The 21,061-nt window shown below is 41.3% G+C and carries 16 protein-coding genes and 2 tRNA genes; 11 read left to right on the plus strand and 7 right to left on the minus strand.

Annotated elements, in window-relative coordinates; translation table 11 throughout:
- Positions 1-123 precede the first annotated feature (123 nt).
- Positions 124-1,311, minus strand: a complete 1,188-nt coding sequence (locus FTU36_RS04540; protein ID WP_180034431.1) for a glycerophosphodiester phosphodiesterase — start codon at positions 1,309-1,311, stop codon at positions 124-126.
- 276 nt (positions 1,312-1,587) lie between these two features.
- On the opposite strand from FTU36_RS04540, the gene FTU36_RS04545 reads away from it, so the two are divergent.
- The 3 genes from FTU36_RS04545 to FTU36_RS04555 all read left to right on the plus strand — a co-directional run bounded on the left by FTU36_RS04545 (position 1,588) and on the right by FTU36_RS04555 (position 6,936).
- Positions 1,588-4,689 (plus strand): multidrug efflux RND transporter permease subunit, encoded by a 3,102-nt coding sequence (locus FTU36_RS04545; protein ID WP_180116879.1) that lies wholly within the window; start codon positions 1,588-1,590, stop codon positions 4,687-4,689.
- Between the two features lie 232 nt (positions 4,690-4,921).
- The gene (mgtE, locus tag FTU36_RS04550; RefSeq protein WP_180007504.1) at positions 4,922-6,265 is read left to right on the plus strand and encodes a magnesium transporter; all 1,344 of its coding nucleotides are present in this window, start codon (positions 4,922-4,924) and stop codon (positions 6,263-6,265) included.
- Between the two features lie 80 nt (positions 6,266-6,345).
- Entirely contained in the window at positions 6,346-6,936 is a 591-nt protein-coding gene (locus FTU36_RS04555) for a DUF4112 domain-containing protein (RefSeq protein WP_111883898.1), read from the plus strand.
- Positions 6,937-7,085: 149 nt separating this feature from the next.
- Here FTU36_RS04555 and htpX read toward each other — a convergent pair whose 3' ends face one another.
- Positions 7,086-7,991, minus strand: coding sequence for a protease HtpX (htpX, locus tag FTU36_RS04560; RefSeq protein WP_078190437.1), 906 nt, complete (start codon positions 7,989-7,991; stop codon positions 7,086-7,088).
- 133 nt (positions 7,992-8,124) lie between these two features.
- Positions 8,125-8,991 carry a lytic transglycosylase domain-containing protein gene (locus tag FTU36_RS04565; RefSeq protein ID WP_180116880.1) on the minus strand — a complete coding sequence of 289 codons (867 nt, stop codon included), beginning with the start codon at positions 8,989-8,991 and terminating at the stop codon, positions 8,125-8,127.
- Positions 8,992-9,491: 500 nt separating this feature from the next.
- Here FTU36_RS04565 and ttcA point away from each other — a divergent pair, with 500 nt between their 5' ends.
- On the plus strand, positions 9,492-10,421 hold the full coding sequence (gene ttcA, locus FTU36_RS04570) for a tRNA 2-thiocytidine(32) synthetase TtcA (protein ID WP_168378304.1): 930 nt from the start codon (positions 9,492-9,494) through the stop codon (positions 10,419-10,421).
- A gap of 222 nt (positions 10,422-10,643) precedes the next feature.
- A complete protein-coding gene (locus FTU36_RS04575; protein ID WP_078190434.1) occupies positions 10,644-11,027 on the plus strand; it encodes an SCP2 sterol-binding domain-containing protein in 384 nt (127 codons plus the stop codon).
- A gap of 76 nt (positions 11,028-11,103) precedes the next feature.
- On the opposite strand, the gene FTU36_RS04580 is transcribed toward FTU36_RS04575, so the two are convergent.
- Positions 11,104-12,216 (minus strand): transglycosylase SLT domain-containing protein, encoded by a 1,113-nt coding sequence (locus FTU36_RS04580; RefSeq protein WP_180116881.1) that lies wholly within the window; start codon positions 12,214-12,216, stop codon positions 11,104-11,106.
- A gap of 365 nt (positions 12,217-12,581) precedes the next feature.
- On the opposite strand from FTU36_RS04580, the gene greB reads away from it, so the two are divergent.
- The 6 genes from greB to epmA all read left to right on the plus strand — a co-directional run bounded on the left by greB (position 12,582) and on the right by epmA (position 16,645).
- Entirely contained in the window at positions 12,582-13,076 is a 495-nt protein-coding gene (greB, locus tag FTU36_RS04585; protein WP_180003371.1) for a transcription elongation factor GreB, read from the plus strand.
- A gap of 86 nt (positions 13,077-13,162) precedes the next feature.
- Positions 13,163-13,252: transfer RNA gene (locus tag FTU36_RS04590), tRNA-Ser, on the plus strand.
- 228 nt (positions 13,253-13,480) lie between these two features.
- Positions 13,481-13,570: transfer RNA gene (locus FTU36_RS04595), tRNA-Ser, on the plus strand.
- A gap of 165 nt (positions 13,571-13,735) precedes the next feature.
- Positions 13,736-14,488, plus strand: coding sequence for a class II aldolase/adducin family protein (locus tag FTU36_RS04600; RefSeq protein ID WP_180116882.1), 753 nt, complete (start codon positions 13,736-13,738; stop codon positions 14,486-14,488).
- Positions 14,489-14,603: 115 nt separating this feature from the next.
- Positions 14,604-15,671: a 4-phosphoerythronate dehydrogenase gene (locus FTU36_RS04605; protein WP_180116883.1), complete on the plus strand. Its 1,068-nt coding sequence runs from the start codon at positions 14,604-14,606 to the stop codon at positions 15,669-15,671.
- 5 nt (positions 15,672-15,676) lie between these two features.
- Entirely contained in the window at positions 15,677-16,645 is a 969-nt protein-coding gene (gene epmA, locus FTU36_RS04610) for an EF-P lysine aminoacylase EpmA (RefSeq protein WP_373686348.1), read from the plus strand.
- Between the two features lie 135 nt (positions 16,646-16,780).
- Here the strand turns inward: epmA and FTU36_RS04615 are convergent, their stop codons facing one another.
- The 3 genes from FTU36_RS04615 to FTU36_RS04625 all read right to left on the minus strand — a co-directional run bounded on the left by FTU36_RS04615 (position 16,781) and on the right by FTU36_RS04625 (position 21,018).
- Positions 16,781-17,254 (minus strand): hypothetical protein, encoded by a 474-nt coding sequence (locus FTU36_RS04615; protein ID WP_111883903.1) that lies wholly within the window; start codon positions 17,252-17,254, stop codon positions 16,781-16,783.
- Positions 17,255-17,415: 161 nt separating this feature from the next.
- The gene (locus FTU36_RS04620) at positions 17,416-18,657 is read right to left on the minus strand and encodes a multifunctional CCA addition/repair protein (protein WP_180116885.1); all 1,242 of its coding nucleotides are present in this window, start codon (positions 18,655-18,657) and stop codon (positions 17,416-17,418) included.
- An 81-nt stretch (positions 18,658-18,738) separates the two neighbouring features.
- Positions 18,739-21,018, minus strand: coding sequence for an NADP-dependent malic enzyme (locus tag FTU36_RS04625; protein WP_078192090.1), 2,280 nt, complete (start codon positions 21,016-21,018; stop codon positions 18,739-18,741).
- Positions 21,019-21,061: the final 43 nt, after the last annotated feature.

Raw genomic sequence — 21,061 nt, forward strand, 5'->3', positions numbered from 1 at the left:
GACAGCTCCAGCACCTCAGCCAGTGGCAACGCAGTCAGCCGCAGAATATTTGGCAAACCCGCTTTAAGGTTTCCATTGAATAATAAAAAAGACGCCTCGGCGTCTTTTTTAAATTTAGGAAAACTAGGGCTTTTGCAGTTGTGTTAAGGTTTTGCGTGCCAGTCCCGGATCATCTGCAAATACACCATCTACACCAGCTTTATAGAAGTTTTCAAATTCTTTAGCCGCACCGGTATCACAACGTTCGGTTGCCACTGAGCTACATTTTAAATAGTCAGGTAAAAAACCATTTTCAGGTCTGAGCGTATAAGGATGGACTTTCAAACCAGCAGCATGGGCATCTTTGACAAAACTGGTTTGTTTAAACTCAGTGTTTGAAAAGATATACGTTTTACTAGGACCCACACCATCTGCATATTTTGCCACTGATTTTAGGCCTTCTGCTGTTGCTAAGCTTGCATAATTTTGAGGTGAGCTTTGTTGCTGTAAGTCACCCGGTATGGCAGTTGGGCTATCTAATAATTGAATAATTTTGCCATGTTTGAGGGTTTTCTTTTGCGTGAGTTGATCACGTAAGTATTTAAGATTGGTGGTTTCAAAGGACTGTAAATATACAGGCGCGATATCACGTGTATAACTGTATTTAGCAAGCGTGGAGAGTAAACGATCTTCCATGGCTAGATTTTGCTGTTGGAAAAATGTGGGATGCTTGGTTTCAATATATAAACCAACAATTTTCCCAGTTTTTTTATAGTGAGCGTCGGCAAGTTCAATGATTTGTTCGAGCGTTGGGATGCTGTATTGATCATTATATTGAGTGTTATTAGGGCGATATTGAGCAATACGCTCACGTGCTTTTACATTTTGAGTCAGTTCATTCAAATTAAAGTCTTCCGTAAACCATCCTGTATAGTCGATACCATCGATTTTTTTGGTGGTTTTTCGATCCGCAAATTGTGACAGCGTACTAATATTGGTTGTCCCTGAAATTTCACTTTCATGGCGCGCAACCAGATAGCCATCCTTGGTTGGCACTAAATCGGGTTCGATAAAATCCGCACCATCATCAATCGCTTTTTGATATGCGGCAAGGGTATGCTCGGGTCGCAAAGCACTGGCACCACGATGCCCAACAATGACAAAACCTGTATCAGGCAAAATAGGGGGCTTGGTGACATGGGTTTTATCGTCATCCGAATTACATGCAGATAAACCAAAAACGCTAAAAAGGAGCAGTGAAGACACGCCCCATGAGGATTTCACTTTGCTTGTTATGGCTAGATTTAACTGTTTTGTTAATTGTTTTTGCATGGCTGCCTCGGCATCTTTTTATTTAAATGAATGAAGTTGCAGGCATACATTGCAGGGCAGTGGCTAAGACTTCATGACAGAGGCGGTTTTGTCACATAAATTTACTAAAATAGCTGAAGTGGAGGCTCTCCATATTTTCTACATATTTCGCTTCAAGCAAGGTTTTTATGTAGTCTAGGCTTGTAATCAAGCACATTGTGATTGATTATCAATAAGATTTTTTGAAAAAATCAATCAACACATTTTATTTCATTAATTGAAAAGTGACATGGACTGATGCTGTCTAAGTTTTTTATTTATCGACCGATTTTTGCAGGTGTCTTGGCGATCATCGTCATGGCGCTCGGGCTATTTGCTGTGCTCAATTTACCGGTAGAGCGCTATCCAGATATTGCACCACCACGAATTACGGTCAGTGCAAGTTATAGCGGTGCGTCAGCAGAAACAGTCGAGGAAAGTGTCACACAAGTTCTTGAGCAACAAATTAAAGGAATTGATCATCTTTTATATTTTAGTTCAAGCAGCGACTCTTCAGGTCGAAGCCGGATCAGCATCAGTTTTGAAAATGGCACTGACCCAGATACCGCTCAAGTACAAGTACAAAATGCCATAAATGGAGTAATCAATCGGCTGCCTGAAGATGTGCAGCGCCAAGGGGTAAATGTCTATAAATCTTTGGGTGATACCCATATGGTTATCGGCCTCTATGATGAGACTGGCAAGAGTTCGAATATCGAACTTGGTGACTATATGATGACTCATCTAGAACAGGACATTGCTCGAATTGAGGGTATTGGTGAAGTCGATGTTTTTGGTTCGCAATTTGCCATGCGCATTTGGCTCAACCCACTGAAGTTAAAGCAATATAGCCTTATGCCCAGTGATATCCGTGCGGCTGTTGAATCACAAAATACGCAGGTTGCAGCCGGAGCCGTAGGTGAATTGCCGAGTGTATCGGATCAATATCTCAATGCAAAAGTCACTTCAGGTTCACGTTTAAAGTCAGTTGAAGAATTTGAAAATATTATTGTCAAATCTGCACGAAACGGCAGTTTTGTCTATTTAAAAGACGTTGCACGTGTTGAATTGGGTGCGGAAAATTATTCAGGGGTTAATACCATTAACGGGTATCCATCTTCAGGGATGGGGATCTCATTGGCTTCTGGGGCAAATGCACTTGAAACCTCAGCCTTAATTAAGCAAGAAATTGAACAGTTAGCGAAGCAATTACCTGCCGGTTATAAAATCGTTTATCCACGGGATAACACGCCATTTGTACAAGAATCGATTAAAGAAGTGGTGAAAACGTTATTCGAAGCCGTTTTACTGGTGGTTTTGGTGATGTTTATCTTCTTACAAAATTGGCGAGCAACGCTGATACCTGCGATTACGGTGCCTGTGGTGATTCTTGGGACTTTAGCGATTTTATATGCTTTGGGCATGACCATTAATACGCTCACATTGTTTGCATTGGTACTGGCCATCGGTCTGTTGGTCGATGATGCGATTGTTGTGGTGGAAAACGTCGAACGTTTAATGCATGAACAACAGTTAACAGCAAAACAAGCGGCCATCGAGTCGATGCATGAAATTAGCGGGGCATTAATCGGGATTACTTTGGTATTGACCGCTGTATTTATTCCCATGGCGTTCTTTGGTGGCTCAACGGGCGTGATCTATAGACAATTTTCCATCACACTCGTGGCTGCAATGGGCTTGTCACTGATGGTTGCGCTGATTTTAACCCCTGCCTTATGTGCCTTAATTTTAAAACCCAATCCGAAACCACAGCGCTGGGCGATTTGGTTTAACACCAAATTAGAGACTTTAAAAACCAAATATCTAGCACTTGCACAAGCCACGGTTCGTTATCGCTTATGGACGGTGGTTTTGTTTGCGGGGCTCATTACGGTATTTGCTTTGTTTTATCGTGCTTTGCCGACCAGTTTTATTCCTAGTGAAGACCAAGGCATTTTGAGTGTGCAACTCAAACTACAAGAAGGTGCACCGATGTCTAAAAGTCGTGAGATCGGTGAACAAATTCGGCAGTACTTTTTGACTGAAGAAAAGCAAAATGTTGATTTGGTAATGATTCGTTACGGACGAAATTTTTCAGGTACGGGTCAAAACTTAGGGCAAGGCTTTATTGCACTGAAGCATTGGGATGAACGTTCAGGACAACACAATTCAGCGCAAGCGATACGTGAACGTGCGATGAAACATTTTAAAAAGTTCAACAATGCACAAATCAATGTCAGCATGCCGTCTTCAGTCAGTGGTCTTGGTCAAACCGATGGTCTGGAGTTTTGGCTGCGAGATATGAATGGTGAAGGTCGAGCTTATCTCGATGCGCAATTTAAAAGCTTGCAACAGAAATCCGCACAATACATTAGTTTCGAAAATTTAGACAAACGCTCTAACCCAGATAAAGTTGAACTGAAAGTTGATATTGATCAAAAACAAGCGATGGCCATGGGTTTAACGCAAAATGCGATTAATAGCACCATGAGTAGTGCATGGGGCGGGAGTTATATCAACGATTTCATTGACCGTGGACGTATTAAACGCGTCATGATGCAGGCAGATGCAGAATTCCGTTCTAAACCAGAAGATTTGGCCTATTGGCATGTGCGCAATGATCAAAATGAAATGATTCCATTTAGTAATTTTTCAACCATTGGCTGGAGTGGCGGCCCAGAAGTCGTCAATCGCTTTATGGGATACACCGCATTACAAATGGAAGCGGATACAGCCAAAAATGTCTCAAGTGGACAAGCCATGCAGGATGTTAAAGCTTTAGTCGATCAGGTGCCTGGTCTGGATGTAGCATGGAGTGGTTTATCCTTTGAAGAGCAAAAATCAAGTCATCAAGCGATTTGGCTGTATTTGGTCTCGATTGGATTTATTTTCCTTTGTCTTGCCGCCCTATATGAAAGTTGGAGCATTCCAACCGCAGTCATGAGTGCGATTCCACTCGGGATTGGCGGTAATATTTTGTTTAGCTACATGACTGGTTTTCCAAATGACATCTACTTCCAAATTGCCTTGCTGACGACCATTGGTCTGTCCTGTAAAAATGCGATCTTGATTGTAGAGTTTGCAGCGATGGCACAAGAAAAAGGCAAACATATGATCGAGGCTGCAATGGAAGGCGCAGCACTACGTTTACGTCCTATTTTGATGACTTCTTTAGCATTTGGTGCAGGGGTGGTTCCTTTAGTTCTTGCTTTTGGCGCAGGTGCAGCCAGTCGTCAAGAGATCGGGGTAAGCGTACTCGGTGGGGTAATATTCGGTACAGTCTTGGTGCTGATTTTTATTCCGTTTATGTATGTGATGGTCCGATCTATTTTTAAAATCAAGCCGGTGTCTGAAACTTAGAAATAATTCACGCACAGCGTATCGCTCCACTAAAAGCCACCGTGAAAGCTTGAGTACATCGCGGTGGTTTTTTATGTCGCCAAATTTATGTCACCAAACTTTCGACAGGGAATGTTCACAGAGAATTTTCGCAAAGAACGTTCACCGAGAACATATTGAAGAGATTTGAAACTCTTTAGTTTATCCTTCAAAATGTGCTCTACATAGAAAGATTAAAATAAGAGTGAGTTGAATGGCGGATTTAATACAAAGACAGCGTGAAATTTCCGCTTTGCTGCAACAACAAAATTATGCAGCAGCAGTTTTCGCTTTACAGCCTCTGAACTACGCTGATCAGGCTCGTTTAATTCAGCAATTTCCAATCGAAGATCAAATCGAGTTACTTTCAGGTTTAGACCATCAAGGCTTGGTATTTGAGTTTTTCCCTTTTGAGTCACAGCGACAGCTGATTTCACGTTATCCACTGCGTCTACAAATTGAACTATTTGATGATATGCATTCTGATGATGCAACGGACTTATATAAAAGTTTAACTGATGCAGAACAAGATCGGATTTATCAACAACTTGATCAAGATACCCAAGAGCATCTAAAGGCGTTATCTGCATATGCAGAAGAGTCTGCAGGTGCAATCATGAGTTCAGACTATGTCAGTATGCCTGCTGACTTTACCATGCAACAAGCTATAGAGGCCTTACGCCATGAACCGCATGACCGTGAAACCCTGTATTTAATTTATGTCACCAATGATCAGTCTCAATTAGAAGGGGTGATTTCACTGCGGCAAATTTTGCAGGCCGATCGTGATGCACGGATTCAACAGGTGATGACCAAAGATGTGGTGACCGGCTGGATAGATGAAGACCAAGAAAGTATTGCTCGAAAATTGGCAGAATATGATTTTATGGCCTTGCCGATTGTGGATCATGCCCAGCGTTTGATGGGGATTGTCACCTATGATGATGCGATGGATGTGGTACAGGCTGAAACCACTGAAGACTTTTTAAAAGCCAGTGCGGTGAGTACCGAACCAGGTATGAGCATTAATAAAGCACCGATTTTAAAGTTGTATCAAAAGCGGGTGTTCTGGTTGGTGATATTGGTCTTTGGCAGCTTATTGTCCGGATTAGGCATTTCATATTATGAAGACATCATTGCCGCACATATCGTCTTGGTTTTTTTCTTACCCTTATTGGTCGGAAGTGGAGGCAATGCGGGTTCTCAGTCTGCAACCTTAATGGTGCGAGCGCTTGCCACTGGGGATGTAAAAATTCGTGATTGGTTTTATTTATTGGGTCGGGAGACGCTCGTCGCGCTTTGCCTCGGTGGAACCATGGCCATTGCTGTATCGATTTTAGGCTACTACCGTGGTGATGCAACCGTCGCTTTGGTCTTGGCTTTAAGTATGATGGGTATCGTATTGCTCGGTTGTTTAATTGGCATGAGTTTGCCCTTTGTACTCAATAAGTTGAAGCTCGATCCTGCAAGTGCATCTGCACCCTTGGTGACCTCGATTTGTGATGCGACAGGCGTGGTGGTGTATTTGATGATTGCTTCACAATTGCTCAATTTATAGAGATTAGCATTTTGCTACAGATTGAAGACTTCTAATATGTTTTAATCTCAGTGATTTACACGGTTTTTATTGGATAAAACATGACTGAACCATTAAAACAAAAAATGTCAAAGCAAGAAGTCATTCGTCTTGAACGCGATCTCGCAAAGTTTGCCAATATGATGGACTCCGTGGTTCGGATTCCATTTACTCGACAAGGGGTAGGTGCGGACGCAGCGTTGAGTACCATTCCCGTAGCTGGTGATATCGCAGGATTTGTCTTGACCTGTTATGCCGTCTATAAAGCCAAACAGATTGGCGTACCACAAGCCAAATTAAATGGTGTGATGAAACTCGCAGTTATAGATGCTGTCGTGGGGTTTATTCCTGTTGCAGGGACGATCTTTGATGTGTTTATTCGACCGAGCCGTAAAGCTTTAGATGTTGTACATACGCACATTCGTGAAGAATATCAAATCAGTACAGATCAACATGTGGTACATCCGTTTTTACATGAAAAATTAGAACAGAAACAACAGCAATCTGCTTTTTGGCGCAACCCTGTGGTTGCATGGATATGGATCCATATCCCAGATATACTCGGGATGATTTTCTTATTAGTCTTTATCTTTGCAATTTATATGGGTGGTTCATTGCTTTGGCAATGGTTAAAGGCCAATGGGGTATTGTAGAGAGAAATGCACTGTTGCTTGAGCGCGATCAATGAAAGGCTATTCAACTGAAAAGTGATTGATAAAACGGTAAACGCTCTGAGAAAAATTAGACTCAATAAAAAAGCCTCCATAGGGAGGCTTTTTTACGACATACATTAGATGCTCGATTATGGGCAATCTAATTGTTGTAATGCCGCAACACGTTGTTCAATCGTTGGGTGTGTTTGGAACAATGCAGCTAAGCTGAAACCTTGTTCTTGACCCGCAGAAATAGCAAAGGCTTTCATTTCTTTTGGCATTTGATCTGGCATTTCAGATTCTGCTTGTAAACGTAATAGGGCAGAAATCATCGCTTGTTTACCTGCTAGACGCGCACCAGCTTCATCGGCACGGTATTCACGGTAGCGAGAGAACCACATCACAATGGCAGACGCTGCGATACCAAAGACAATATCTAATACAATCGTAATGACGAAGTATGCGATACCCGGTGCTTCACCATCTTCACGACCGAAGACATTACGGTCGATAAAGTCACCTGCTACACGTGCAAAGAACATGACAAAGGCGTTGACTACACCTTGCACCAAAGCAAGGGTCACCATGTCACCATTGGCTACGTGACCAATTTCGTGAGCGAGTACGGCACGGAGTTCATCTTTGTTCATACGCTCCAGTAGACCGGTAGAAACCGCCACTAAAGCATCATTTTTGTTCCAGCCTGTTGCAAAGGCATTTGACTGGTACGATGGGAAAATACCCACTTCTGGCATTTTGATACCAGAACGTTGTGCCAGTTGCGCAACTTCGTTGAGTAACCAAGCTTCAGCTTGGCTACGTGGTGCATTAGGGTCAATCAGCTCTGTACCCGTGGTTTTTTTCGCCATCCATTTTGACATGAATAGTGAGATCATCGAACCCACCATACCGAACACAAAACAGATTACGAGCAAGTTGCCTAAGTTTAAGCCGCCTGCACCGTGGTAACTACCGACACCGAAGAGTGACAAGATTATGCCAGCTACAACCAGTACCGCGAGGTTGGTCAGCAAGAACAAACCAATCCGCATCATTGGGTAAATCCTCTTATTATAGAAAAATGATCTGATTTACAAATAAAAATCATTAAACTCAATATGAGGTGAAAGTCTTAAAATTTCAAGGAAAAATTAGTAAAACAGATGCAATTTTACAAAATCAGTGATTTTATTCATTGAAATAAATGCGTGCTGAGGCAGACGCATTTGCTGTCGCAAATGAACCTGACGGTGCATCGGTAAAACTACCATTGTCTGTTTGAATAATTTGACGTGCCGGTGACTTGGCAACAGCAGGGGCAGCAGCATGATAATTGTCCGAACTGGCAATAATCCGACCACTATTTGTTGAAGTGCTATTTGAACTGCTCGAACCCGATACACTTAAACTACCAGCATATAGGTTGCTGTAGCGGCTAGTGACACGGCGGACATAGTCTTGAGTTTCACGAAAAGGAGGGATGCCACCATATTTTGCGACATTGCCTTCACCTGCGTTATAACCAGCTAAGGCAAGTGAGGTGTTGCCATTAAAACGTTTCAGTAGCCAAGATAAATAGCGCGCACCAGCCATAATGTTCTGATGTGGATCATAAGCATTTGATACATTGAAGCGACGTGCTGTAGCAGGCATGAGTTGCATTAAACCTTGCGCACCGACAGGGGAGCGTGCATTGGTGTTAAAACCAGATTCGGTATGCATCACCGCTTTGATCAGACCTTCGGAAACACCATGTTGGGCCGCGGCTTGTTTAATAATATTGTCAAAGGCATTTTTATTACGGCTATAGCTTGGCAAAACAGACGCTTCATTTGAGCCCCAGTTACTATAACTGTGAATATTACTGTCCGGATAATAGGTTTTTTTCTCGACTTTCAGATTGCTATAACGGCCTTGCTTATTGGTCAGTAGCGTCGTGCCATTACTTTCACGCAATTGATAGATTGTTTGGCCAGCAAAAATGCTCGGTGCAGCTAAACTGATAGCCACACATCCACTTAATAACAGCCCCAAAGTCCAAGTATTGTTTTTCATTTTATTGTGAAGAAAAAAATTCTGTCCCCAAACAGTTAAAATAGAGTTTATCAAAAAAAAATCAGATGAAAAGGCTTCGAGGGCTGATTTCTTCTTTACTTTGTAAAAATCAAGTCATTTTGATGATTCAATAATCAAAAAAAATATTTATTTTTTTTTAATGAGCATAACTTGACACATCTAAAGTATTGATAAGTAATGGATAATAAATTGATCAAAAAATGATCAATTTAAATAGAAGCCTTAAAATAAGGGCAGCTCACCTTGTCAAGTCATTTAAAATCCACAAAGTTATCCACAGCTTTTGTGGACAACTGTGGAAAAGTCCAAAAGATAAGCGTTTCGCCTAAAAAATGAACTCGACCGTATAAAATAATGCGCTGAGGATGACGTGATCATGACAGTATTTTTAGTTTTTTCGGAAATTACATTCTTTTGATGCGAGAAGTCTGCGAATCGGATAAAATTGCGCGGTATTTTTTTTTAGGTTTAACTCGTCTATGTTCTCGCCAGTTGAGTCCGAACAAGGATTTAATTTCAAACCAGAACTACCAACTAGCTCTGCGTATTATCGTTTATTGAAAAAGCTACGCCGTCAGGTCGGTCATGCCATTCGTGATTTTAAAATGATCGAAGAGGGCGACAAGGTGATGGTCTGTATTTCAGGCGGTAAAGACAGTTATACCTTGCTCGACATTTTGTTGCAGTTTAAGCGTATCGCACCGATTAATTTTGATGTGGTTGCGGTCAACCTTGACCAAAAACAACCGGGTTTCCCTGAAGAAGTATTGCCACGTTATTTAGAAGAAAACAAAATTCCGTATTACATCTTAGAAAAAGATACCTACAGCATTACTAAACGTTTAACCCCAGAAGGTAAAACGTATTGTGCAGTATGCTCACGTTTACGTCGTGGTTCGTTATACGGCTTTGCTCAAGAAATTGGGGCGACGAAAGTGGCTTTAGGTCATCATCGTGATGATATTTTGGCGACGTTCTTCTTGAACTTGTTCCATGGCGGTAGCTTAAAAGCCATGCCACCGAAATTATTGTCTTCTGATAAAAAGAACATTTTGATTCGTCCACTGGCTTATGTGGAAGAAAAAGACATTATCAAGTATGCAGAAATGCGTAAGTTCCCAATTATCCCATGTAACTTGTGTGGTTCACAGGAAAACTTACAACGTGCGATGCTAAATGACATGCTGCGTACTTGGGATAAAGAATTTCCAAAACGTTTACACAGTATTTTTGGCGCATTGCAAAATGTATCGCCTTCACAACTGGCAGACCGTGAGTTATTCGACTTTGAAGCCTTGGATGAACAACGCGAATTTGACTTCAAAAATAGCGAAAGTTGTTCAACTGAAGAAGGTGAGCCTGAAAGCAAACGCATTAATATGGTGAACTTAGGTTTTATGGCAGATTAAGCCGAAAACTTCATCACGCAAAAGGCATTCTACGGAATGCCTTTTTTATGCTTATGATTTTTCTCATTTTGTTGTTAAACAGTTAAATATTGAACGGTGCGTACAAAAAACTTTAGCCTTTTCGCAAATGATCATGCTATAACAAGCCTCAAGCAAAATATGCTTGCACTGATGTTGTCCGGAACGGCAACACACACGAACAAAATAAATTGAGGAAAGATCATGCCTGCTTTTTTAACTGATGATTGGTTTTCAACTGTAGAAACTCTGACAGCTCAAGCTGGTGATTTAAACTTACCACCTGCATTGGCTAATCTTGCAATTAACCTTGTAGTTGCTGACGCTGCAGGCAATACTGAATTGTCATTAGACGGTGGTGCAATTAAAAAAGGTTTATCTTCAAACGCGAAAACAACGTTGAACATGGATGCTGAAACGTTACGTAAAGTATTTCTTGAGTTTGATATGGCTGCAGCGATGCAAGCGTTTATGACAGGCAAAATAAAAGTACAAGGTGATATGTCACAATTGATGGCATTGCAAACAGCAAAACCAAGTACTGAACAAAAAGATTTATTCAAAAAAGTACTTGAGCAAACTGCTTAAGTCTAAAACGAAAAAAGCTTACCCGAAGGTAAGCTTTTTTTTGTGCGCTCACATGTAAATGTTAGGTGGATGTATATTAGATATTCACCAGTTGAGGTGTGGTTTTAATATGTTCCAAATAAGCACGAATACGCGTGACATATTGCACAGCTTGACGATAACGACCATTGCTGGCCTTGTTACGGTCTAGATAAGCATATAAATTCACCCACTTATTTGGGTTTTTACCCTGAGATTTAATGCGCTTTTGAATCTGACTTACAGCACCAGGACCCATGTTATAAGCCACTAAGGCATACCAATTACGATCTGGGTAGGGAATGTTGCTATAACGGTTTAACATTTGGTCATAGTACTTTGCACCACCTTGAATGCTTTGAGTCGCATCTGTACGGTTGCTCACACCCATGGCTTTTGCTGTACTGTTGGTCAGCATCATAATGCCACGAACACCCGTTGGGGATACCGAGTCAGGTTTGAGGTAAGACTCTTGATAACCAATTGCTGCCAATAAATGCCAGTCTAGGTCGTATTGCTTGGCCGTGTTTTTAAAACTTGCCTTATAGATCGGCATACGTTTACTTAAATCACGTTGAATCACATTCCAAGAATCTTGTTTGACCACATTACGGTTGTAGAATGATGCCAACTGTCCAATTGCGCCATTTTGTTTGGCACGGCAAATAAAGCCACTCGCGGTTTGGCTGAGTGGATCGTCTGCATTTTTAAATACCCAGTTTAAGTTGCTGTTTAAACCATTCTTTTTCAAAGAAACGGTATCACCACAACTGGCTGAAAATGACGTCAAATGCTTGGCTTCAATGGTACTCATTTCGGCAGTGGTCATAGCAAAATTGGCTTGACCTTTGGCAACCATTTTTAAAGCAGTGGCATTGTCATTCACTGTTTTAAAATCTAATTGGACATTTAAACTTTCTGCATAGTTACGTGCAAGGTCGTAACCAAAACCATGTCGATGTTTACCATCCTGAAAAACAATGTCAGGATTGGCAACGGCAACAACAGTGAGTTTATTACTGTTGACGACAGCATCATATTGATGAGCTGTTTTGCTGGCATTAATACTGTGAAAAGGAATTAAGACAGTACTAAGTGCAAGCGCTTTAAATGGGAGAGAGTTAAAAGAGTTAAGGCAAAGCCTCGACCCAGAAGTTGAACTACTGTGCATGTTGTCTCCGCTACAAGTAATTTATGCCCTAAAAAGCAAAGGCAAACACGCCTCAGACTTTTTCAAGTTTGATAAATTCAATAAGGGTTGGGCAGTCATGACGTCATTCAAAAATGACTAGGGGTTTTCGGGAAATGTGTAGAAAATCTACACTGGATAAAAATTAAACAAGCCTAAAAGATGTGCGCATAATAATAAGCAAAAAAATACTTGTCAAATTTTGTACGAAAAAATATTAAAATATGTAACATAAATAATTGATTTTGTTTACGAATAAATTTTATATACTTTGCCTGTGTAGAAATGGAGGATAAAATAGGCATGTTTTGTAAAAATCAGCGCTTGCTCAAGGCCGAAAAATCATCATGAAATCTAACTTAATTACCCGTGGTGGACACGATTTATTGGTCGCTGAACTTCAACATTTATGGCATGAAGAACGACCTGAAATTACCAAAAAAGTGAACTGGGCGGCCAGTCTTGGCGACCGTTCGGAAAACGCGGATTATCAATATAATAAGCAATTGTTACGCAAAATTGACCGACGTGTACGCTATTTGGGAAAACGTTTGGAGGAGCTACGTATTATCGATTATTCACCCGAACAAAAAGGGAAAGTCTATTTTGGGGCGTGGGTCGATATTGAAAATGATGAAGGCGAACAAAAAACGTTAAGGATCGTGGGGGTAGATGAAATTTATGATCATCATCCACAGCATATCTCAATTGATTCACCTATGGCTCGAGCACTCCTGTCCAAGCAAGTGGATGATGAGGTCGAAGTCCTGACCCCACTGGGAAAAAAATGTTGGTATATCAATTCAATTCGTTATGAAATGGGCGAAAGTACTGAAAAATAACAAACTGCTCTTATTTTGTTCAATTGGACGTGTTTTTTACAAAATAATTTGCCATTGCTGAAATTTATTTATATGATGGCGGCCATGGAAGCGTGGCAGAGCGGTTTAATGCACCGGTCTTGAAAACCGACGAGGGCGCGAGTCCTCCGTGAGTTCGAATCTCACCGCTTCCGCCAAATTCAAAAACCTTGATGTTTTAACATCAGGGTTTTTTTATATGCGTAAATTGAGGCAATGTAATTAGCTATGATCTTAATTTAATATATATTGATTGAGCATCTGTTTTTCAGTTCGAAGCCAAAATTTTACAATCGCCTAAATTTTGTATGAACGATTCGCCATGTGTTCAAAATAAGGCAAAATAATTTGCCAAGCTGAATTTTTATTTATATGATAGCGGCCATGGAAGCGTGGCAGAGCGGTTTAATGCACCGGTCTTGAAAACCGACGAGGGCGCGAGTCCTCCGTGAGTTCGAATCTCACCGCTTCCGCCATATTCAAAAAACCTCAATGTTTTACATTGGGGTTTTTTTTTGCCTAAAATTTTTGAATTATTTTTTCGACAGGCGAAGCTGATATACAGCATGGATATGACATGCTATTAATTATTCACAATAAACAGAAAACAAGATCAATCGATTTAGAAAAGGAATTCATCCATGCAGAAACTAGAACTTATTCATGAACTGGAATGGCAAGCGCGTTGTCAATTGGCGGCACTGTATCGCTTGGTGGCTTATTATAAAATGACCGACTTAATTGATACCCATATCAGCCTGCGTTTAAGTCATGAACCTGAGCATTTTTTGATTAATCGTTATGGTGTGACCTTTGACAAAATGACGGCTTCTGATTTAGTTAAAATTGATCATGAAGGTAAAATTGTTGAAGCCTATGATGCAGGGAAGATGGTGAATGTCGCAGGCTTTGTGATTCATTCTGCCTTACATCATGCGCGTGCAAATATTAATTGCGTGATTCATACGCATACTGCGGATGGCGTGGCAGTTTCTGCACAAGAACATGGTTTATTGCCAATTTCACAACACGCGTTAAAGTTCTATCAGAACATTGCTTATCATGAATATGAGGGCATAGCCTTTTCAACTGAAGAGCGTGAAAGACTGGTACAAGATATGGGGCATTATCGCTGCATGATTTTACGCAATCACGGCTTGCTTGCGACTGGAGATAGTGTGGCACGGGCATTTCATGAAATTTACTTTTTAGAACGAGCTTGTCAAATTCAGGTAAAAGCATTGTCGAGTGCTACATTGCATTATCCAAGTCCGAAGGTTTGTGAACATACGTTGCAGCAGTTTGAAAATCCGATGGCCGAGCCCATTATTCAAGCGGCTTGGCAGGCGGCCTTGTCCTTAATTGACGATCAGCAGTCAGATTATTGCAGATAATATAATTTTCAATCATCTAGCTCATAGAGTATAGGCGCTATGCCTTATGTGCAGAAGAATAGTCATGGCATGAGCAACGCGTTATCATGTTCATAGTGGAACTATGAGATGAACTATGAAAATCGTTGCAGATGAAAATCTGGCATTTACTGAGTATTTTTTTGCCGAATTTGGTGAAATAAAGCAAGCGGCAGGTCGAACATTGACCCATGAGGATGTCAAAGATGCCGATGCATTATTGGTGCGATCGGTGACTCAGGTAAATGCAGAATTAATTCAACAGACCACACTCAAATTTGTCGGTAGTGCTACGATTGGAACAGATCATTTAGATATTACCGCTCTAGAAAAGCAGGGCATTGCTTGGTCAAATGCTGCAGGTTGTAATGCACAAGCGGTTGCTGAATATGTGATTACGGCATTGCTGTACGTTAAACCTGAATTATTGAATGCAAATGAAAAATTTACCTTGGGCATTGTTGGTTTAGGTAATGTTGGTTCACGTTTAGCCGTCATGGCAGAATTATTCGGTTGGAATGTCATTGGCTATGATCCATTTGTGCAATCTGATCAGGTGAAACAAGTTGAATTTGCAGAACTGTTAAAAAATGCAGATGCGATTAGTACCCATGTGCCACTGACTAAAGAGGGTGAGCATCCAACCTATCATTTAATTAATGCTGCTGCACTTGCCGCTATGAAGCCAACTGCGATCTTGATTAATTCCGCGCGTGGGCCAGTGGTCGAAGAAGCTGCCTTAATTGCCGATATTCAACAAACTCAGCGTAAAGTGGTCTTAGATGTTTTTGAACATGAGCCAGAGATTTCAGCAGCATTGTTGGATTTAATTTACGTGGTGACACCCCATATTGCAGGCTATAGCTTGGAAGGTAAAGCACGTGGCACACAGATGATCTATGAAGCATTCTGTCAAACTTTCAATCAACCGATAAATAAAGCTTTTGAAAGTCAGTTGCCCGTCTGTGAGCAGTATTTTACGGGTGCTGACTTAAAGACGGTATTACAGCGTTATTTAAAAGATATTTATGACATCGCTCGTGATGATGCAAACTTACGTGCTTGCCTAAAAGACGGCAAGGTGAATCAAAAAGCCTTTGATTATTTACGTAAAACCTATCCTTTACGCCGTGAATGGGCTGCGCATGGAGGCCCAGCAGCATGAGTCAAATGAACTTTCAGCCGAGTTGTGAACTCACTGCACTTCGTGCACGTGCCGCGATGTATGCTCAAATTCGCCAGTTTTTTGCTGCACGTGATGTGCTTGAAGTGGAAACACCTGTGCTTTCACAAGCGGGTGTCACCGATGTGCATTTAGCATCGGTACAAGCTCAGCGCCATGTGAATGGTCAAAAGCAAACGCATTATTTGCAAACTTCACCTGAATTTGCCATGAAACGTCTGTTGGCAAGTGGCAGTGGATCTATTTACCAAATCTGTAAAGTTTTCCGTGATGATGAACATGGACGTAAACACAACAGTGAATTCACCATGTTGGAATGGTACCGTCCGGGTTTTAGCTTAAAAGACTTGATGTTTGAAGTGACTGACCTATTGAATGAAACTTTGAAACAGCGCTTTGGTGAAATTCGTCCGACTATTTTGAGCTATAAGCATGCCTTTATGGATCGTTTGGATTTGAACCCGTTACAAGCTTCTTTACAAGATCTAAAAGATTGCTGTCGTCGTGTGGGGCTAAGCTTAGATTTGGGTGAAGACCGTTTAGGCTATATGGATTTATTGTTCTCACATTATGTTGAGCCGAGTCTCGGTTTTGATACGCCAGTGTTCCTGACAGATTTTCCACCGGAAATGGCTTCTTTGGCGAAAACCCGTGTGGACGAAGATGGTGAATTGGTTGCAGCACGATTTGAGCTCTATATCGAAGGTTTAGAGTTAGCGAACGCTTATGATGAACTGATTGATGCGGATGTTTTACGCAGTCGTTTTGAGGCAGATAATGCAGAGCGCGCTAAACTTGGCTTGCATGTGATGCCGATTGATGAATATTTGCTTGCTGCATTACCGTATATGAGTGAGTGTGCAGGTATAGCCTTAGGCATTGATCGATTGCTAATGGTGGCAACGAATCAGTTAAAACTTGAAAAAGTCATTAGTTTTCCAGCAGCTGTGTCATAAGTGAACTGAATAGCTGCTGTCTATAAATGCTTATACATTTTAGACAGCAGCATAGCTTTCAAATTTAAAAAGGCCTATCAACGTATAGATTGTGATTTAGCGATAATATGTCTAAATATTTATAAAAGATGCAATTTAATTACAGCAGAGTAGCTCAAATTTTATATAAATTATCAATGTCACAATAATAAAAAGAGTAATAAAGGCTATTTCAAGACCTTTATTTCTTTGAATTTTTTTATGATAGAAAACAATGCTGAGTGGGGAAAGAAAAAAGGAGACAATTATCGCCCACAGCCAGTTTAAATTTGGGCTTCTATCAATACTCCCGTCATTCTGTGTAGTCCAGTCTTGATGTGGATGAATAAAATCCACAGCAGCGCTCGCCAATAGAAAAATATTAATATAAAACATAACTCCCAAAACTATATAAAAAGGAATAGAGCTTATAAATGAACGCTTAATTATTAAGGAGCCTAGGGCTAACATTCCAAAAAATATCATGATGAGCTGTGGCAAACTTTTTAAAAGGGTTTGGGTAAAGCCCATCCCTACTAGGAGTCCGCAAAAGACAATAGCAATCAATATATTGGAAAGTTGTTTCTTCATTATTTTTATTCTTTTTACCAGTCTTAAATTGGGTTGAGTATCAGTATTTAATTTTCAGAGATGACACTAGATTATTTCAATTTTTCATTTATTTCAAAATACTTCGGCAGGCTTAACAGCAATGATGAAAGTCAATCCTCTCATTTCTGAGAGGATTTATTTTAAGCTGTAGGCGTGTTATGGCCGAGTTCATGCTTGAATTGTCCGATAGCTTCAATTCGTTTCTGAATCAACATTTCACCAATATCAGGGCCTTTCACATCTGAAGGTAAGTCAGAAGCCTTAATATTACGAACCACCTGCATGGCATCTAAAACGTATTGAGCTTGCGGATAGGCACGATCCTCTAAACCTAAGCGACCACGTGAATCACATTCACAGGCTTGTACAAAGGCCTCTACGCGTTCAGGACGGCGTAATACATCCATACGTTGTAACAGACGCCATAATGTTCCCGGTTTTAAACTCAGAGCTTGATGGCATTTTAAATGCTCTTTACACACTGAGATGGCCAATTGTTTGGTATTGGTGGGAACTCGCATACGGTCACAGATTTCGGTAACAGGTTTTACCCCACGCTCTTCATGCATGATATGGCGCGGTAACTCATCTACTGGAGTGAGTGCTTTACCCAAGTCGTGTACCAGTACAGCAAAACGAACATCCAAAGAATAATTTGCACGACACGCTTGTTGTAGCGACATCATGGTATGAATACCACAATCAATTTCAGGATGATATTCAGGACGTTGTGGAATACCGTATAACGCATCAATTTCAGGGAATAAGACTTTTAAAGCGCCACAGGCTCTTAAGACTTCAAAATATTCATCTGCATGGTCTTCCATTAATGCACGGGATGTTTCCTTCCATACGCGTTCAGGTGTGAGGGCTTCAAGCTCGCCAGATTTGGCAAGCTCTTGCATCAGCGCAAGTGTTTCTTCAGCCACTTTAAAACCTAAAGCTTTATAACGTGCTGCAAAACGTGCAATCCGCAGAACTCGCAAAGGATCTTCGACGAAGGCATCAGACACATGGCGAAGGATGCGTCGCTCTAAATCTTGTTGACCATGGTAGGGATCATAAATTTGGCCAGCATCATCCATGGCAATCGCATTGATCGTGAGGTCACGTCGAATGAGATCTTGTTCGAGTGTGACATTGACGTCGGTATAAAATTCAAAGCCATGATACCCATGTCCAGACTTACGTTCTGTACGGGCTAAGGCATATTCGTCTTTGGTCTCTGGATGAAGAAAAACAGGGAAATCTTTACCCACAGGTTGATAACCTTGAGCAAGTAATTGTTCCGGCGTTGCACCGACAACGACATAATCTTTTTCGTGATAGGGGTGCCCGAGCAAGTGATCTCGAACTGCACCGCCTACTAAATAAACTTGCATGAAAAAACCTCTATTCTTAGAGCAATCATGCTACAGAACAGAGGTTTTCTCAAGTCACAAAGTGTGTTCAGGTCAACTAAATTAGAGTGCTAATTTTTCGTTTTCTTGAATCTCTGCAACAGTCAATGCAGTCATATTCACTAAACGGCGAGTTGTCGCTGTTGGCGTTAAAATATGAACGGGTTTTGCAGCACCCAAAAGAATTGGGCCAATCGTCACGTTACTACCTGAAGTTGATTTCAACAAGTTGAACGAAATGTTCGCTGCATCCAGATTAGGCATAATCAGCAAGTTCGCAGAACCTTTAAAACGTGAGTTCGGGTATGCGAAATGACGAATATTTTCATCCAATGCGGCATCACCATGCATTTCACCTTCAACCTCAAGTTCAGGTGCAATTTCTGACAAAATATCATAAACCTTACGCATTTTTTGAGCGCTAGGATCATTTTGGTCAGAACCGAAACTTGAGTGAGAAAGCAATGCTACACGCGGCGTAATACCAAAACGGCGGACTTCTTCAGCCGCTAAAATAGTCATTTCAGCAAGCTGTTCAGCTGTTGGGTTACGGTTAATGTAAGTGTCGGCAATAAACAAGTTACGATCTTCAAGCATTAATGCATTCAGCGTGAAGAAGTTATTACGGCCTTCTTTTAGCCCAATCACATTGCTGACGAAGTCTAAGTGAATGTCATAGCTAGAATAAGTACCACATAGCATACCGTCAGCCACACCATGACGAACCAGCATTGCAGCGATCAGGGTAGAGCGACGACGTGCTTCACGCTGAGCGTATTCAGGTGTTACACCTTTACGTTGCATGATGCTGTAGTAATCGTCAGCAAACTTATCATAATCAGGGTTTTTCTCTTGATCGACGATAGTGATGTTCACGCCGTCTTCAAGACGTAGACCTAATTTCTTGATGTTCGCTTCAATGACTGCAGGACGACCGACAAGAATTGGTTTTGCTAAACCTTCATCAACAGCAATTTGCACCGCGCGAAGTACACGTAAATCTTCACCTTCAGCATATGCAATGCGTTTCGGATCAGTTTTCGCTTGCGCAAAAATTGGTTTCATCATAAACGCAGAGTTGTAGACGAATTCAGATAAACGTTGACGATATGCAGAGAAGTCTTGAATCGGACGAGTTGCAACACCAGAATCCATCGCTGCTTGTGCAATTGCAGGTGCAATTTCAAGAATCAAACGTTGATCTAATGGGCGCGGAATCAGGTAATCACGACCAAATGAAGCAGATTTTTCACCATACGATGCAGCATCAGCTTCGACATGCGCCATGCGAGCAATCGCATGTACACAAGCAATCTTCATCTCTTCATTAATCGTAGTTGCGCCAACATCTAGTGCACCACGGAAAATATAAGGGAAGCAAAGTGCATTGTTCACTTGGTTTGGATAGTCTGAACGACCAGTTGCCATAATCACGTCTGGACGTGCTTCATGTGCATGTTCAGGAAGAATTTCAGGGTCTGGGTTAGCAAGGGCAAAGATAATCGGATCTTTCGCCATGACTTTAACCATTTCTTTGGTCAAAATACCTGCTGCTGAAAGACCGAGGAACATGTCCGCACCTTCCATTACATCAGCAAGCTGAGAGCCTTCGATGTCTTGAACGTATGCCTTTTTCGACTCATCCAAGCCTTCACGTTTAGTCGTCAATAAACCGCGTGAATCTGCCACAACGATGTTTTCTTTTTTCACGCCAAGTGCGCAAAGTAAGTTCAAACATGAAAGGGCAGCAGCACCTGCGCCAGAAGCAACAATTTTGATTTCTTCAATTTTTTTGCCATTGAGTTGAAGTGCATTCAGTAATGCAGAACCCACAATGATTGATGTACCGTGTTGGTCATCATGGAACACAGGAATATTCATGCGTTCACGAAGTTTTTGCTCGATGTAGAAACACTCTGGGGCCTTGATGTCTTCAAGGTTGATACCACCGAAAGTTGGTTCCAATGCTGCAACGATATCTACGATTTTGTCTGGATCGTTTTCAGCAATTTCAATGTCAAAAACATCAACACCAGCGAATTTTTTGAATAGAACGCCTTTACCTTCCATAACAGGTTTTGACGCTAAAGGACCAATGTTACCTAAGCCCAGTACGGCTGTACCGTTACTGACTACAGCAACAAGATTACCGCGCGCTGTGTAAAGTGCAGCAGTAGATGGGTCGCGTTCAATTTCTAAACAAGGTGCAGCGACACCTGGCGAGTATGCGAGGGCTAAATCGTGTTGGTTGACCAATTGTTTGCTTGGTGTAACGCTGATTTTCCCCGGAGTTGGAAATTCGTGATAATACAAAGCCTGCTGTTTTAAAGATTGATCGTCCATCTGTATCTCGATTGTGTTTTGTTTATCCAATATAAAGCTGCAA

Origin of the sequence: Acinetobacter sp. YH12096 (genome assembly GCF_013419215.1) — a bacterium.
In the GTDB taxonomy this organism is placed as follows: Bacteria; Pseudomonadota; Gammaproteobacteria; order Pseudomonadales; family Moraxellaceae; genus Acinetobacter; species Acinetobacter amyesii.